Here is a 13,578-nt window from a genome sequence, read left to right as displayed (position 1 = left end):
AAAACATCCCGCTCAGCCACAAACGACTCAAGGCACGATGGGCCGATCAAAACCTGCTTAGCCTCTTTACTCATATGCGATAGCCCTGCCACAAGGGGGGAGATTAGGCGCTCAACTCGCCAGTCGGCTCGCCATCTCGTGCTGGGCATAGGCGCGGCCGAAGCGGTTGGCGAGGAAGGCGTCGAGCGCGATGTCTTCCTGCTTGACGAAGCCGGTCGCCGGCAGGCTGCCGTCGGCCAGCATGTCGAGCACGGCGCAGATGCCGGACGCGGTGGTGATCTGGATGGCGCTGCGCACCACCTGGCCAACCCGCTGGGAGTAGATCTTGTTGGCGTAGGTCTCTTGCAGCAGGCGGCCGTTCTTGCGACCGGAGACGGTGACGAAGACGATGACCACGTCCTGCAGCGTCGCCGGCAGGGCGCTTTCGAAAATGTCCTTGAGCACGTCGCGGCGGTGGCGCAGGCCAAGGTCGTTGAGCAGCGCCTTCATGATCGCGGCATGGCCGGGGTAGCGGATGGTGCGGTAGTTCAGCGTGCGCACCTTGCCCTTCAGCGTCTCGGCCAGCGTGCCCAGCCCACCGGAGGTGTTGAAGGCCTCGTAGGTGACGCCGTCGAGCGAGAATTCCTCGCGCTCCTCCAGCGGCGGCACTTCGACCAGCTCGCCCTCGACGATCGCCTCGCAGGGCTCGCAATATTCGTTGATGACGCCGTCGGTGCTCCAGGTCAGATTGTAGTTCAGCGCGTTGGACGGGTATTGCGGCAGGGCGCCGACGCGCATGCGCACGCTTTCCAGCGTGTCGAAGCGGCTGGCGAGATCGTTGGCGACGATCGAGATGAAGCCCGGCGCCAGGCCGCATTGCGGGATGAAGGCGCTCTTGCCCGAGCGCGCCAGTTCCTTGACCCGGCGGGTCGAGACGACGTCCTCTGTAAGATCGAGATAGTGCACGCCGGCGGCTGCCGCCGCCTCGGCGATGCGCGTGGTCAGATGGAAGGGGGCGGCACTCAGCACCGCGAACTTGCCGGCGAGGGCCGCTTCCAGCGTGCCGGATGCCTCGATGTCGAGCTCCAGCGTCGCAACCGTGGCCGGCAGTTCGGCAGCAGCGAGCTGCGCGGCCGAGCGATCGACGAGCGTGACCTGATAATCCCCGGTGGCGGCAAGCATCTCGGCAATGGTCGAGCCTATCTTGCCGGCGCCGACAACAACTACTTTTTTCATGACCGATCCCTCACATCTTTTGTTCAATGCATGTCGTTGTCCCAAAACCGCTGCACGCTTTTGGGCGACATTGATAAGGATCGCAGCTTGCCCGTCGAAAGGAAGCGTGGAATTGTTCGAAGCGAAACCATGATTGCGCGATCTGCCGACAGGAATCGTTGAAATGCTCAGTGACGCCGAACAGGCCCTGCTTTCTCTGCTGCGCGAGAACGCGCGCGCCTCGACCGCCGAGCTCGCGCGGCGGCTCGGCGTGTCACGCACGACCGTGCAGAGCCGGCTTGAACGGCTGGAGCAACGCGGCATCATCACAGGCTATGGTGTGCGGCTGGCGCCGGACTACGAGCAGGGGCTGGTCCGGGCGCATGTGCTGCTCACCGTGACACCCAAACTCGCTGACAAGGTGGTGCGCGGCCTGCGCGCGCTGGCACCGGTCAGGACGCTGCATTCGGTCAGCGGCAATTTCGACATGATCGTCATCGTCGATGCGCCGTCGATCCGCGATCTCGATCTGCTGCTCGACCAGATCGGCGCCATGGACGGGGTCGAGCGAACCTTGTCTTCGATCATCCTGTCGACGCGGATTGATCGGTGAGGGCGGGGCTTCTGGGGACTTGGCCAATACCAGGCGTTTCGCCGGCTAATCCGTCGCCACGGGGAAACTCACCGCCACCTCAAGCCCGGGCCGGCAATCGCCCAGCGCGATGGATGCGCCATGCAGATCGGCGATGGCCCTGACGAGGCTGAGGCCCAGCCCGCTGCCGGGTGTCGAGCGGCTGTGGTCCAGCCGGTAGAGCCGCTGGAACACTTTTTCGCGCTCGTCGGCGGGAATGCCGGGACCGTTGTCGGCAACGCTGGCGACAACGTGGTCGCCCTGGCGCGTCACCGACAGTTTGATGGATGTGCGTGATGGACAATGGCGCAGCGCGTTCTCGACCAGATTGGCGAACATCTGCGTCAGAAGCTCGCGATCGCCGTGGATCCGGTCCGTCGTTTCATGCCGTTGCGCCAACGACAGCGATTTTCCGTCGTCCTCGGCCACGTCGGTGTAGATCTCGGCGATGGTTTGCAGCACCTCGCCCAGGTCGACATCGCTGAACCGCGCCCGGCGCGCCCCGGCCTCGATCTGGGCGATGCGCAGCAGCGCGTCGAAGGTCTCGTTGATCTGCAGGCTCTCGGCATGCGCCTCGGCCAGCTCACCGGCGATTTTCTGACCCGACAGGTTCTTTTCGGACGCGCCGTCGAGGATCATCTGCAGCCGGTTGAGCGGCGTCTTCAGATCGTGCGCGATGTTGGCGCTGACCTGTTTCATGCCTTCCACCAGCGCCGACAGTCGATCGAGCGCGGCGTTGACCTGGGTTGAGACGATGTCGATATCGTCGCCCTTGCCGGTCAGCGGAATGCGGGTGTCCAGCCGTCCGTGCGAGACATCCACCATGGTGGCGGCGATGCCGTCGAGACGGCGCTGGACACGTGAGGCAAGCAGGGCGCCGCCGGCGACCGCCAGCCCGGTGATGATGAGCGTCCCCCAGCCGAAGCTCATCAGCACGATCGTCTCCAGCTCCTCCGTTTCGGAAAGGCTGAAGGCGACGGTCAAGGTGTTGCCGCCGACCGGACCGGAATAGGCGCGGTACTCGGCGCCCGGCGGCACGCCGGGCATCTCGGCATCGAACATCGAGAAGCCGTCGGGAAGCCCCGCCGCGGTGAAATTGCCGGCCAGGCGGTTGCCGGCCGTGTCGGCCAGCGAAAATAGCTGCTCCTTCTTGAGGCTGCGCATGGAGTGGCTGCCGACGGTCTCTACCAGCTCCTTGAGATCATTGTCGCCATAGGTCGCGGCGACGACCGCGTAAGTCTCCTTGATTGTGTCGTCGAGCCGCTCGGCAAGATCGGCGCTCATCATCTGGTAGACGATGGCGCCCGATAGCACGAAGGCCAGCACGAACAGGAAGGCGAAGGTCAAGGCAAGCCGGAACGGCGTGCTGCGCAGCAGGCGGGACCATGTTCCGGTCATGACGGCGCGTGCAGGCTGTAGCCGGTGTTGCGGACCGTATGGATGAGCTGGGTTCCGAAGGGTTTGTCGACCTTGGCCCGTAGCCGGCTGATATGGGTTTCAACGACGCTGGTCCTGGGATCGAAATGAAAATCCCAGACACGCTCCAGAAGCATGGTGCGGGTGATGACGCGGCCCTCGCCGCGCATCAACACTTCCAGCAGGCTGAACTCCCTCGGCTGCAGGTCGATCGGCTGGCCCCGCCTGATAACGCGGCGCATGATCAGGTCCATCTCCAGATCGGCAACCCGCAGAACGGTCTTCTGCTCCTGCGCCGCCGGCCGGCGGCCAAGCGCATTGATGCGGGCGAGAAGCTCGGAAAAGGCGAAGGGCTTGACCAAATAATCGTCACCGCCCGCCTCGAGCCCTTCGACGCGGTCGTCGACGCCGCCGACGGAGGTGAGAAAGATCGCCGGCGTCCCCACGCCGGCTGCGCGAACCGACTTGATCATCGACAGGCCGTCGAGACCGGGGATCATGCGATCGGCGATAATCACGTCATAGTTGCCGCTGGTCGCCGCGAAAAGCCCGTCATGGCCGTTGCGAAGCAGGTCGCAGACATGGCCGGCCTCGGTCAGCCCCCTGACGATGTAGTCAGCCGTCCTGTGGTCGTCCTCGACGAGAAGCAGTCGCATGAAAGGTCCGGTCCGTTGCCGAGATTGGCAAGCTACCACCGGCATGGGGCCGTTCCTAGGATGTCACGAGCGCGCAGGGGTTCGGAGCGCTGCCAAGGCATACGGTCGGTCAACGCAAGCACATCCGCGCCCTGAGTCAGTCCGATTCCAGCAGGATTTTGTCGGCTTCGTCGCCCATCAGGGTCATGTGGAGGACGACGGCAATGATGCCGCCGAGGAAGAGCAGGCTGGTGAAGGTGGTGCCGAAGCCCAGGCCGCCATGCCCGGTCGACCGCGACAGCAGGTCGCCGAAGGAGGCGCCAAGCGGCCGCGTCAGGATGTAGGCGAGCCAGAAGGCCAGGATGCTGTCCAGATCGAGCAGCCAGTAGGCGAGCGTGATGAGCGCGATGACGCCGCCGAACAGCAGCCCCGTGGTGAGGTAGCCCATGTCGAAGCTTTCGGCGACGAGATCGCCGGCGGCGGTGCCGAGCGAGAAAGTCAAGAGGATCGCCAGCCAGTAGAAGATCTCGCGCCTGGTGGTGAAGATGGTGTGGATCGACAGCGTCCTTTCGCTAGCGTACCAGACCGCGAATGTCGCGGCGAGCGCCACCGAGAAGGCAATTGTCGTCGTCTCAAGGCGTACGCCGAAAGTGTCGACGAGGTTGTCCGTCACCAGCGTGCCGACGACGCTGACCAATACCACCGCCAGCCAGTACGTCCATGGGACGTAGCGTTTCTGCGCGAATTGGGCGACAAGCGTGGCTACCAGGACGCCGCTCATGACCAGCAATGTGACGGTCAACCCAAGTCCAAGGTTGACGGCGAGATAGTCGGCTGCGGTCTCGCCTGTGGTGACCGCCATCAGTTTGACAAGCCAGAAGTCGAGCGTGATGTCGGGAACCCTGTTCTGGGTCGGCGCGGCGGGTTGTTGTCTGTTGGGCGAGAGCATGGCGGATATCCCGAAATCTTCGATCGCGGCTCAGCAGAGCCGAGCCGGCATGCCGCACCGTAGGCAGCAGAGTTCACCTCAGCCTGTCCTGCGGCATACAAATTCGTAAGAATGGGCATGGGCTGCGCAAAAGATCTTTACGAATGCCTCGCGATGCGCTGATGAAATGCGAGGGCCTTGCATCCGCCATCAGTGTGGTGATCAGTGCTCCGAAACTTGGCCAATGCCCGCTTTGGAAGCCCAAGGAAAACAAGAATGACCTACGCTTCCCTCAAGCCGGTTTCACGGGCCTTCGACCAGCGCAAGCGGTTGATCTTCGTGCGGGTCGCGGCGGTGCTGGCGGTGCTGCTCCTGTTTCTCACCAAACCTGGGTTGACGGAGGGCTCGGACGGGCACGAAGCGCTCGAGCTTCTCGGCTTGTGCCTGGTGCTCGTCTGCGTCGTCGGACGGCTCTGGAGCATCCTCTATGTCGGCGGCAAAAAGAACCAGGAACTGGTCTCGACGGGACCGTTCTCGACAATGCAGAACCCGCTCTACTTCTTCTCGACGATCGGCGCGATCGGCATCGGATTGGTGTACGGCTCGATGTTTGCGGCGCTGGCGTTGGGCCTTGCGAGTTTTTTCATCTTTCGCGCCACGGCGCGCAAGGAAGCCGAATTTCTGCTGGGCAAATTCGGCCCGGTCTATCTTGCCTATATCAAGATCACGCCCCGGTTCTGGCCAAATCCCTTTCTGTACCACGACCATGACGAGCTGCAGTTCTCGACGCGGGCGCTCAAGCGGACATTTTTGGACGGCCTCTATTTCCTCGCCATCTTCCCGGCCGTCGAACTGGTCGAGCATTTCAGGGCGACCGGCCTGTTGTTCCCAGCCTTCGTCACGCTCTACTGATCAGCGCCGCCGCACCGCTGCCCGCCGCGCGCTGTGCGCCAGAATAGCCAGGCAGCCGATCAGCAGCAGGATGCCGCCGAGCCGTGGCGGCAGCGCCAGCAGCTTCACCGCTGCCGTGACCGCCGCTATCAGGATCAGCGCCAGCAGCGCCAGGCTGCCGTCGTCCATGAACATGCCGATAAGCTCCTTGAGAGCGATGCGTACGACGCTCATCGAAGGTGTTCTCCGGTTGGAGCGCGATGGGTGTCGCGCAACCAGTGGACGATGGCAAAGGATGCGAGCGCCATGACCGCGAAGATCGCCAGCAATGTGAGATCGGCACCGGGCCAGTCGGCGCCAATACCTTCACCGGTCCAGAAAATGCCAAAGCTGGTCAGCATCACGCCGACGACGAACTTCAGCGCGTTTTCAGGAACGCGTGCCAATGGACGATGGACGGCGAGGCCGATGATCATCACCAGGACGAACGCTGCCAGCGCCCCAAGGCCGGCGTTGAGTGTTTGTCCATGTGCGCCGCCAACCGCGATGACGATGAACACCACCTCGACACCTTCCAGCAGCACCGCCTTGAATGCCGCCAGCCCGGCCAGGTAGTCCGCGCGGCGGTCGCCGGCCTGTTGGCGAAGTGCCGCGGTTTCCTTCGAGAACGCCGCCTCCTCGTCATGCAGCGGGACGATCCCGACGCTGCGCAGAATGGCCTTGCGCAGCCACCGCATGCCGAACAGGATGAGCAGGACGCCGACCGTGAATTGCAGCGCGGTGATGGGAACAAGCGCCAGCAACGGCCCGAAAGCCAGCACGAGCGCCGCCAGGAGTGCCAGCGCCAATGCGGCGCCGGTCAATGCCGGCCGCCAGCCTCGGGTCAAGCCGACCGCGAGCACGATTGTGAAGGCTTCGACCACCTCAACGAACGAGCCGAGAAAGGCCGCGCTTACGGTGGAAACCAACGGTGCGAAATCAGTCATGGCTGCTGTCCCCGCAGGAATGCAGGCTTTTCTACCATAGACATTGCCGCGGCGCCCAACAGCATTCTTACAAATCCGTATGCAGCAGGGCGGCCGAGGCCTGACCCACGGCAGGCATAGTTAACCGGCTAATGGTGGCGACCTCGCCGTCGCGGTCGCGGCTCGCCAGCTATTTGTTTTTGCTCAGTTCCCCATGGAAACCGCTAAAAACTTTCCCGGAATTGCCTAGCCGCCGAGCGGATGCGGCATGTAGCCGACAAAACCCGCGATCTTCCAGCTGCCGCCGACCTTGGTGCAGAAATACAGCGTCTGCCACTTCAGCCTGTCGACGCTGCCGTCGGCCTTGGCGATCGAGCCGTCGAATTTCTTGTGCAGCACGGCGCGGTCGCCGTCGACATCGATGTCGCGCATGTTGGTGACGCGAAACAGCGCCTCGCGCAGCGGCTCGGCGAATTTTGTCGCCGCGGTCTCCTTGGCCTGGCGCAGCCACTCGTCGCGATAGACTTCCAGCCGCGGAAACTGCAGCCGCCAGGCGTCGGCATTGCTGAGGAAATGCGCGTGCATGCCGAAGAAGCTTTCGGTCACGAAATCGTTCTCGACCATCGCCCAGTCCTGGCCGATGAAGGCGTCGATGTCGCGCCGCACCAGCATTTCCCACAGCGCGTGGCGATCGGCATCGCCTGCCGGAAACGGGTTCTTGTCGTAGGTCATTGCTGTTGTCTCCGGTCTGCCAAACGCGTCTTCCGCTGCGGCCTACAAGGCTGCCCGTTTGGGCGCACGATGCAAGCGCTTCTGTAATAAAGCAACATGAATCCCCTGGAATGTTGCTTTCCAACAAAGTTCTATGAGGATCGCCCCGATCGGGGTAAATGTCGACGCAAGCGGGTGCATCCCGTCCCTGTACCAGAGGAGGTTATCCCTTGCCCAAGCAGACTTTCGGAACATCCCATGTGCCGTTGTCGCCAGCCGTGCGGGCCGGCGATCTCGTCTACATCTCCGGCCAGGTGCCCATCGGCAGCGATGGCATCGTGGTCAAGGGCGGCATTTCGGAACAAACCGAACAGGTGCTCGCCAATGTGAAGGCGGCACTGGCGCTCGCCGGCTGCACCCTGGACGATGTGGTCAAGACCACGGTCTGGCTGGAAGATGCGCGCGATTTCGGCGCCTTCAACGCGGTCTATGCCAAGCACTTTCCGAAGAACCCGCCGGCCCGCACCACGGTCGAATCGCGGCTGATGATCGATATCAAGATCGAACTCGAGGCGGTCGCCTACCGGCCTCTGTAAGCGAACGGCGAACCGGGGTGGCCCCAATGCAATTCGACCTCCTGCTTAAGGGTGGACGGCTGATCGATCCGGCGGCCGGCATCGACGCGCCGCGCGATGTCGCCATTGCCAATGGCCGGGTCGCCGCGATCGACGCCGATATCCCGGTGACCAGCGCCGCGCAGGTCGTCGATGCCACCGGCTGCATCGTCACATCAGGCCTCGTCGACCTGCACAGCCACGTTTATTGGGGTGGCACTTCGCTCGGCGTCGATGCCGATCGGCTGGCCGCCAAGAGCGGCACCACCACCTTCATCGATGCGGGCAGCGCGGGAGCCGGCAATTTCCTTGGCTTCCGCCGCCACGTCATGGAGCGCTCGAAGGTCCGCATCCTGGCCTATGTCAACATTTCCTTTGCCGGCATTTTTGGCTTCTCGCAGACGGTGTCGGTCGGCGAGTGCAGCGATCTCAGGCTGTGCGATCCGCGCGAGGTGGTCGCGGCAGTGCGCGAACATCGCGACGTCGTGGTCGGCGTAAAGGTCCGCTCCGGCAAGCATGCCGGCGGCACCAGCGGCATCGTGCCGGTCGACCTCGCGCTGGAGGCCGCCGACCAGGCCGACCTGCCGCTGATGGCGCATATCGACGAGCCGCCTCCAGGCCGCTCGGAAGTGCTGCCGCGCCTGCGCAAGGGTGATATCCTCACTCATTGCTTCCGGCCTTTCCCCAATGCGCCGGTGTTCGCCTCCGGCGCTGTGCGACCGGACATGCGGCTGGCGCGCGAGCGCGGCGTCATCTTCGATCTTGGCCATGGCATGGGCTCGTTCGATTTCGCGGTCGCGCGGGCGATGCTCGAGGAAGGGTTGGCGCCCGACGTGATCAGCAGCGACGTGCATCTCTACTGCGTCGACGGGCCGGCCTTCGACATCCTGGTCTGCATGTCGAAGCTGCTGGCGCTCGGCATGCCGCTGGTCGAGGTTTTGCGCGCCGCGACGCAAACGCCAGCGCGGGCGATCGCGCGGCCCGATCTCGGCACTCTGGCGGTCGGCACCGTCGGCGATGTCGCCGTGCTGCGGCAGCGCCCGGGCCGCTTCACCTTCGTCGACGCGGTCGGCGCCTCGCTGGTCGCCGACCAGCGGCTGGTCTGCGAAGGCATCGCCATCGGCGGCACGTGGTGGCCAAACGAGGCGGTGAACGACGTCAGCGAGACCGAGCGTTTCGAGCCGCATGGGTCGCATACGCATATCGAGGTGGCGGCCCAGCATTTCCGGCACCGGCATGATTAGCTGATCTCCCCCCTTGAGGGGGAGATGGCCGGCAGGCCAGAGGGGGTCGGTTCGACTGGATGCGACCTGCTTGTGGCAGATGGAGGTTGGAGCTTTACGTGAAGCGACCCCCTCTGTCGCCTTCGGCGACATCTCCCCCTCGAGGGGGGAGATCAGCAGCGTCAGCTCACCGCTCCATAAACCGGCGTCTCAATCCCCTCCATCCGTGCTTTGATCTGCAGCGCTACATACTTCGAATAGAAGCGCGACAGCGCGAGGTTGCCGCCGTGGAACCACAGCGCTTCCTGCGCGGTCGGTTTCCACATGTTGCGCAGCTCGCCCTGCCATGGTCCGGGATCGCCCTTGACGCCCGAGCCAAGACCCCAGCAGGGGCCGACCTTGTCGGCGACCTCGCGCGAGACGATTTGCGCCACCGTCTCGTTCATCGACTGATAGCCGGTGCAGGCGATAATCGCGTCGGCGGCGAGTTCGGTGCCGTCCTCGAACAGGATGCCGTCCTGCGTCAGCGATCTGATGGCGACGCCGCTGCGGATGCCGATCTTGCCGTCGATGATCAGGTCGGACGCGCCGACATCGATATAGTAGCCGGAGCCGGTGCGGTAGGCCTTCATCAGAAGGCCGGTCTCGTCGTCGCCGAAATCGATGGCGAAGCCGGCGGCGCGCAGGCGGGCGTAGAAGGTCGCGTCGCGCGCCTTGATCACCTCGTAGAGAGCCCGCTGGCCCTTGGGTACGAGCGCGAACGGCATCGAGGCGACGATCATGTCGGCTTTCTCGGTGGTGATGCCGCGCGCCAATGCCTTCTCCGAGAAGATCTCGAAACCGACCTCCATCAGCGTGTCCGACTTGACCACGGTGGTCGGCGAGCGCTGGATCATGGTGACGTCGGCGCCGCTTTCCCAGAGATCGACACAGACATCATGACCGGAGCTTGCCGCACCGATGACCGCGACGCGTCTGCCGTGGAACTTCTCGCCGCTGTCATATTGGCTGGAATGCAGCAGCTCGCCTTTGTATCGATCGGCGCCCGGCAGGTCGATCCGGCGCGGTGGACCATAGGCGCCGGTGGCGAAGACGATGTGCTTCGGCTTCAGCGTGATGTGCTGGCCGGCGCGATCGACCATCACGGTCCAGACTTTCTCCGCCTCGTCATAGCTGGCGCTGAGGCAGTTCGTGGCGGGCCAATAGTTGAGCTCCATCACGCGCGTGTACATTTCCAACCAGTCGCCCATCTTGTCCTTGGGCGTGAAAACCGGCCAGTTTTCCGGGAAGGGAATGTAGGGCAGATGGTCGTACCAGACCGGGTCATGCAGCACGAGCGTACGGTAGCGGTTGCGCCAGGAATCGCCGGGCCTTGAATTTTTCTCGATGACGATGGTGGGCACGCCGAGCTGGCGCAGCCGCGCGCCGAGCATGATGCCGCCCTGGCCGCCGCCGATGACCAGGCAATAGGGTTGCTCTTCGGCGCCAAGCTTGCGTGTCTCGCGCGCCCGCGCCTCCGACCAGGTCTCACGCTCGGGATCGGCCTTGTGGCGGACGCCGAGCGGACGCTTTGCCCCCTTGCGCTCCTCGAACCCTTTGAGCTCGGTCATCGCGGTAAACAATGTCCGGCAGCGGCCATCGCGCAGCCGCATGATGCCCTCTCCTGACGCCACAGCTGTCTCGAAGCTGAGCCAGGCCTCGATGGTACCCTCGTCCGAAGTCGCCTCGCCGGTCAGCTGCCATGCCGTCGGCCTGGTCGTCGCCAGCGTTGCCTCGAGCATGCCGGCGATCGCGTCGCGGCCTTCCATGGTCGTGATGTTCCAGGTGAAGGTCAGGAGATCGCGCCAGTAGCAGTCGTCGACGAACAGGTTGCTCGCTGCCGCCCCATCGCCCGCTTCGAGCGCGTGCGCAAAAGAAGCGAGCCATGCCGCTGCCTGTTTCGATGGTGCCATGTCCAGCATTACTTCCCACTTTCGTTTTGGCGTTGGCCTCGCCCGTTCTTTCCTTCTCCACTTGTGGGAGAAGGCAGAAGCGCAGCCTCAATCCCCGAGCGGCTCCATCTCCTTGCCGGAATCCTTGATCAGCCAAGTGATGTCGAGGATGCGCATGGCAGGATCGCGCCCTCCATATCGTGGCCCGGATCAGGTCCTTCCTGGCTGCCAGCTTCGGTCATGATCCTTTCCCGGGTTGCGAGGCAGACTTCTTAGCATGTTTGCAGGCCATGGCTCCACGTGGGCCATTCTGGATGATGACCACTGGCGCAGTATGACACCCGGAAGTAAGCCGACCACAGAGCGCCCCAAGGGCCTTCGCTATCCAATCACCTCCAGCCGCCTCGGCAGGCGGTTCATGGCGACAGGTCCATCCGGCGTGATCAGGAACTGGTCCTCGAGATTGAAGCTGGCGAGGCCATCGATGTAGAGCGGGATCTCGAAAGCCAGCACCATGCCGGCTTCGATCGCGACATCGCTGTCGGCCGCAATGAACGGCCATTGTTCGGAAAAGACCGATTGTCCGACGCCATGGCCGAAATGACCGCGGCGATAGGAGCGCAGCCCTTGCCGCGACAGGCTCTCGGTGGCGACGCGATGCACGTGGGCGAGCGTGGTCCCCGGAACAAGGGATGCCAGCCCGTCCTCGAAGGCCTGTTCGGCGATCGCATGCAGCTCGGCCCGCTCAGCGGATGGCGGCCCGAAGGTGAAGTTTCGCGACATGTCGGAGGCGTAGCCGCCGACGGTGCAGACCATGTCGCACTTCAGCGGGTCGCCGGGCACGGCTTTCGCATCGGCAGCCTTGGCCTTCGCGCCCAGCGTCACATATTCGGCCGTCGCCACGGGATGGGACAGGCCCGCCGCGGCGCCGGCGACGCCTTCCCGGTAGAGGGCAATGAGATCGGCCTGGCGCATACCGGCCATCGCATCCACCTGCAGCCGCTCCAACCCGGCCTCCGACAGGGTGATGCCTTGCTGCAAAAGGTCGATCTCGCGTTGCGACTTGATGGCCCGCAGCCTGTCGAGCGCGGCCGAGCCATCAACCATGATGCAGGCCGGCAGCAACGCCTGCATGGCCAAGAAATCTGCGGCGGCGATGAAATCGAGATCGACGCCGATCATTGCGCGGTCGAGACCGAAGCAGGTCAAGATCTCCTTCAGCGCGCGGACGGAATTGGCCAGGTCGAATGTCGCCGGCCGCGAGAAATCAGGCGCCCGGCCGGACGATGTCAGGCCAGCCTCGATGCGTTGCGCCAGCGCCAGGCCGGACGTCGAGGCGTCAACCGTAGCCGTTTCGATCCAGACCGGGTGGCTGCGAATGACAGCTTCGGGCAGTGCCGCCTGCAGCTGCGCCGCATTGAAGTCCGCCACCACCACGCCGATCGGCAGGTCCTGGCCAGCGGGAATGACGACGAAGCCGGCACCGGCGCGCCGGAACAGCCCGGCCGGGCCGATCGAGGCGCCGGTCGCATAGTGGAAGGCCTCGGGCGCGCACAGCACCAGCGCCTCGATACCGGCGCGATCCATCAGTTGAGCCGCGCGCTCGCGGTCGACAAAGCCTGTCATGGGTTTCTCCGAATGTCCGAAGCGGCAACGGAGCATTCCGGACAGCCACGATCAAGTGGCAGATGTGGGGCAGGCGTTGTGCCGCGGGACACAACCCAGCGGTTTCGACCACTGCCCTTTCCGGGCGCTGGTCTGAAGCGATTGCTCCTGTGATGACGGAGGGAGCAACGAACGGAAACTGCTATTTGATCGATTCCAGCTTGGCGACGGGCTTCGGCTGGGCCGGCTTGGTGGGCGGCTAAGCCGCAGCGCGCCTGTCGTGCCGCCCTTCCCTGATTTCCTCGGCGAGCTTGTCGCAGAACGCGTCGAGATCGCCTGGGTTGCGGCTGGTGACAAGCCCCTGGTCGGTGACCACCGCGCTGTCTTCCCAGACACCACCGGCATTGATTACGTCGGTCTTGATCGATTTGTAGGACGTGACCCGGCGGCCCTTCACAATTCCGGTCTCGACGAGAAGCCAGGGCGCATGGCAGATCGCGCCGACGACCTTGTTGGCCGACCAGAACGATTTGATGAAATTGAGGACTTTCGGCTCGATCCGCAGCAGATCGGGGTTGATAACGCCGCCGGGCAGCACGATCGCGTCATAGTCATCCGCCCGCGTCTCATCCAACATCTTATCGACGGGCACCTCGCGGCCCCAATCCTTGTGGTCCCAGCCTTTGATCTTGCCGCTTGCGAGCGACACGACATCGACCTCGGCGCCCGCTTCGCGCAATTTCTTGAGCGGCACCTCAAGTTCGGCCTGTTCAAAGCCATTTGTCGCAAGGATAGCGACGCGCTTGCCGGAAATGTCCTGCATGGTTTTCTCCA

14 protein-coding genes are annotated in these 13,578 nt (G+C 63.9%); 4 read left to right on the top strand and 10 right to left on the bottom strand.

Features of this window, described 5'->3' with window-relative positions; genetic code table 11:
* Nucleotides 1-111: 111 nt before the first annotated feature.
* The gene (locus NKJ01_RS21450; RefSeq protein WP_352730751.1) at nucleotides 112-1,215 is read right to left on the bottom strand and encodes a saccharopine dehydrogenase family protein; all 1,104 of its coding nucleotides are present in this window, start codon (nucleotides 1,213-1,215) and stop codon (nucleotides 112-114) included.
* A 163-nt stretch (nucleotides 1,216-1,378) separates the two neighbouring features.
* Here NKJ01_RS21450 and NKJ01_RS21445 point away from each other — a divergent pair, with 163 nt between their 5' ends.
* Entirely contained in the window at nucleotides 1,379-1,807 is a 429-nt protein-coding gene (locus NKJ01_RS21445; RefSeq protein ID WP_352730749.1) for an Lrp/AsnC family transcriptional regulator, read from the top strand.
* A gap of 45 nt (nucleotides 1,808-1,852) precedes the next feature.
* On the opposite strand, the gene NKJ01_RS21440 is transcribed toward NKJ01_RS21445, so the two are convergent.
* From NKJ01_RS21440 to NKJ01_RS21430, 3 genes are all read right to left on the bottom strand, one after another.
* Nucleotides 1,853-3,223 (bottom strand): HAMP domain-containing sensor histidine kinase, encoded by a 1,371-nt coding sequence (locus NKJ01_RS21440; protein ID WP_352730747.1) that lies wholly within the window; start codon nucleotides 3,221-3,223, stop codon nucleotides 1,853-1,855.
* Nucleotides 3,220-3,897: a winged helix-turn-helix domain-containing protein gene (locus tag NKJ01_RS21435; protein WP_352608882.1), complete on the bottom strand. Its 678-nt coding sequence runs from the start codon at nucleotides 3,895-3,897 to the stop codon at nucleotides 3,220-3,222. Before NKJ01_RS21435 ends, NKJ01_RS21440 begins: the two co-directional genes overlap by 4 nt.
* 136 nt (nucleotides 3,898-4,033) lie before the next feature.
* Nucleotides 4,034-4,825: a COG4705 family protein gene (locus tag NKJ01_RS21430; RefSeq protein ID WP_352730744.1), complete on the bottom strand. Its 792-nt coding sequence runs from the start codon at nucleotides 4,823-4,825 to the stop codon at nucleotides 4,034-4,036.
* Between the two features lie 255 nt (nucleotides 4,826-5,080).
* Here NKJ01_RS21430 and NKJ01_RS21425 point away from each other — a divergent pair, with 255 nt between their 5' ends.
* The gene (locus NKJ01_RS21425) at nucleotides 5,081-5,716 is read left to right on the top strand and encodes a methyltransferase family protein (protein ID WP_023763078.1); all 636 of its coding nucleotides are present in this window, start codon (nucleotides 5,081-5,083) and stop codon (nucleotides 5,714-5,716) included.
* Here NKJ01_RS21425 and NKJ01_RS21420 read toward each other — a convergent pair whose 3' ends face one another.
* The 3 genes from NKJ01_RS21420 to NKJ01_RS21410 all read right to left on the bottom strand — a co-directional run bounded on the left by NKJ01_RS21420 (nucleotide 5,717) and on the right by NKJ01_RS21410 (nucleotide 7,392).
* Nucleotides 5,717-5,929, bottom strand: a complete 213-nt coding sequence (locus tag NKJ01_RS21420; protein ID WP_352730742.1) for a hypothetical protein — start codon at nucleotides 5,927-5,929, stop codon at nucleotides 5,717-5,719.
* Nucleotides 5,926-6,681 carry a COG4280 domain-containing protein gene (locus NKJ01_RS21415; RefSeq protein WP_023763076.1) on the bottom strand — a complete coding sequence of 252 codons (756 nt, stop codon included), beginning with the start codon at nucleotides 6,679-6,681 and terminating at the stop codon, nucleotides 5,926-5,928. Before NKJ01_RS21415 ends, NKJ01_RS21420 begins: the two co-directional genes overlap by 4 nt.
* 225 nt (nucleotides 6,682-6,906) lie before the next feature.
* Nucleotides 6,907-7,392: a hypothetical protein gene (locus NKJ01_RS21410; RefSeq protein ID WP_023763075.1), complete on the bottom strand. Its 486-nt coding sequence runs from the start codon at nucleotides 7,390-7,392 to the stop codon at nucleotides 6,907-6,909.
* Between the two features lie 158 nt (nucleotides 7,393-7,550).
* On the opposite strand from NKJ01_RS21410, the gene NKJ01_RS21405 reads away from it, so the two are divergent.
* Entirely contained in the window at nucleotides 7,551-7,967 is a 417-nt protein-coding gene (locus tag NKJ01_RS21405; RefSeq protein ID WP_352730740.1) for a RidA family protein, read from the top strand.
* 26 nt (nucleotides 7,968-7,993) lie between these two features.
* A complete protein-coding gene (locus NKJ01_RS21400) occupies nucleotides 7,994-9,229 on the top strand; it encodes an amidohydrolase/deacetylase family metallohydrolase (protein ID WP_352730738.1) in 1,236 nt (411 codons plus the stop codon).
* 161 nt (nucleotides 9,230-9,390) lie between these two features.
* On the opposite strand, the gene NKJ01_RS21395 is transcribed toward NKJ01_RS21400, so the two are convergent.
* From NKJ01_RS21395 to NKJ01_RS21385, 3 genes are all read right to left on the bottom strand, one after another.
* The gene (locus NKJ01_RS21395) at nucleotides 9,391-11,169 is read right to left on the bottom strand and encodes an NAD(P)-binding domain-containing protein (protein WP_352730736.1); all 1,779 of its coding nucleotides are present in this window, start codon (nucleotides 11,167-11,169) and stop codon (nucleotides 9,391-9,393) included.
* A gap of 351 nt (nucleotides 11,170-11,520) precedes the next feature.
* The gene (locus tag NKJ01_RS21390) at nucleotides 11,521-12,765 is read right to left on the bottom strand and encodes a M24 family metallopeptidase (protein ID WP_352730734.1); all 1,245 of its coding nucleotides are present in this window, start codon (nucleotides 12,763-12,765) and stop codon (nucleotides 11,521-11,523) included.
* A gap of 238 nt (nucleotides 12,766-13,003) precedes the next feature.
* Complete coding sequence (locus tag NKJ01_RS21385) at nucleotides 13,004-13,567, bottom strand: type 1 glutamine amidotransferase domain-containing protein (RefSeq protein WP_352730732.1); 564 nt, start codon at nucleotides 13,565-13,567, stop codon at nucleotides 13,004-13,006.
* Nucleotides 13,568-13,578 lie beyond the last annotated feature (11 nt).

Origin of the sequence: Mesorhizobium sp. M0276 (assembly GCF_040321755.1) — a bacterium.
Classification (GTDB): Bacteria; Pseudomonadota; Alphaproteobacteria; order Rhizobiales; family Rhizobiaceae; genus Mesorhizobium.
The sequence above is the reverse complement of the archived record's forward strand: the minus strand, read 5'-3'. Positions and strand labels throughout refer to the sequence as shown.

Bases quoted from the DNA above. Each gene is read 5' to 3' on its own strand.
- NKJ01_RS21415 (WP_023763076.1), bottom strand. From the start codon at position 6,681: ATGACTGATTTCGCACCGTTGGTTTCCACCGTAAGCGCGGCCTTTCTC.
- NKJ01_RS21390 (WP_352730734.1), bottom strand. From the start codon at position 12,765: ATGACAGGCTTTGTCGACCGCGAGCGCGCGGCTCAACTGATGGATCGC.
- NKJ01_RS21395 (WP_352730736.1), bottom strand. From the start codon at position 11,169: ATGCTGGACATGGCACCATCGAAACAGGCAGCGGCATGGCTCGCTTCT.
- NKJ01_RS21385 (WP_352730732.1), bottom strand. From the start codon at position 13,567: ATGCAGGACATTTCCGGCAAGCGCGTCGCTATCCTTGCGACAAATGGC.
- NKJ01_RS21430 (WP_352730744.1), bottom strand. From the start codon at position 4,825: ATGCTCTCGCCCAACAGACAACAACCCGCCGCGCCGACCCAGAACAGG.
- NKJ01_RS21410 (WP_023763075.1), bottom strand. From the start codon at position 7,392: ATGACCTACGACAAGAACCCGTTTCCGGCAGGCGATGCCGATCGCCAC.
- NKJ01_RS21405 (WP_352730740.1), top strand. From the start codon at position 7,551: ATGTCGACGCAAGCGGGTGCATCCCGTCCCTGTACCAGAGGAGGTTAT.
- NKJ01_RS21400 (WP_352730738.1), top strand. From the start codon at position 7,994: ATGCAATTCGACCTCCTGCTTAAGGGTGGACGGCTGATCGATCCGGCG.
- NKJ01_RS21425 (WP_023763078.1), top strand. From the start codon at position 5,081: ATGACCTACGCTTCCCTCAAGCCGGTTTCACGGGCCTTCGACCAGCGC.
- NKJ01_RS21420 (WP_352730742.1), bottom strand. From the start codon at position 5,929: ATGAGCGTCGTACGCATCGCTCTCAAGGAGCTTATCGGCATGTTCATG.
- NKJ01_RS21450 (WP_352730751.1), bottom strand. From the start codon at position 1,215: ATGAAAAAAGTAGTTGTTGTCGGCGCCGGCAAGATAGGCTCGACCATT.
- NKJ01_RS21440 (WP_352730747.1), bottom strand. From the start codon at position 3,223: ATGACCGGAACATGGTCCCGCCTGCTGCGCAGCACGCCGTTCCGGCTT.
- NKJ01_RS21445 (WP_352730749.1), top strand. From the start codon at position 1,379: ATGCTCAGTGACGCCGAACAGGCCCTGCTTTCTCTGCTGCGCGAGAAC.
- NKJ01_RS21435 (WP_352608882.1), bottom strand. From the start codon at position 3,897: ATGCGACTGCTTCTCGTCGAGGACGACCACAGGACGGCTGACTACATC.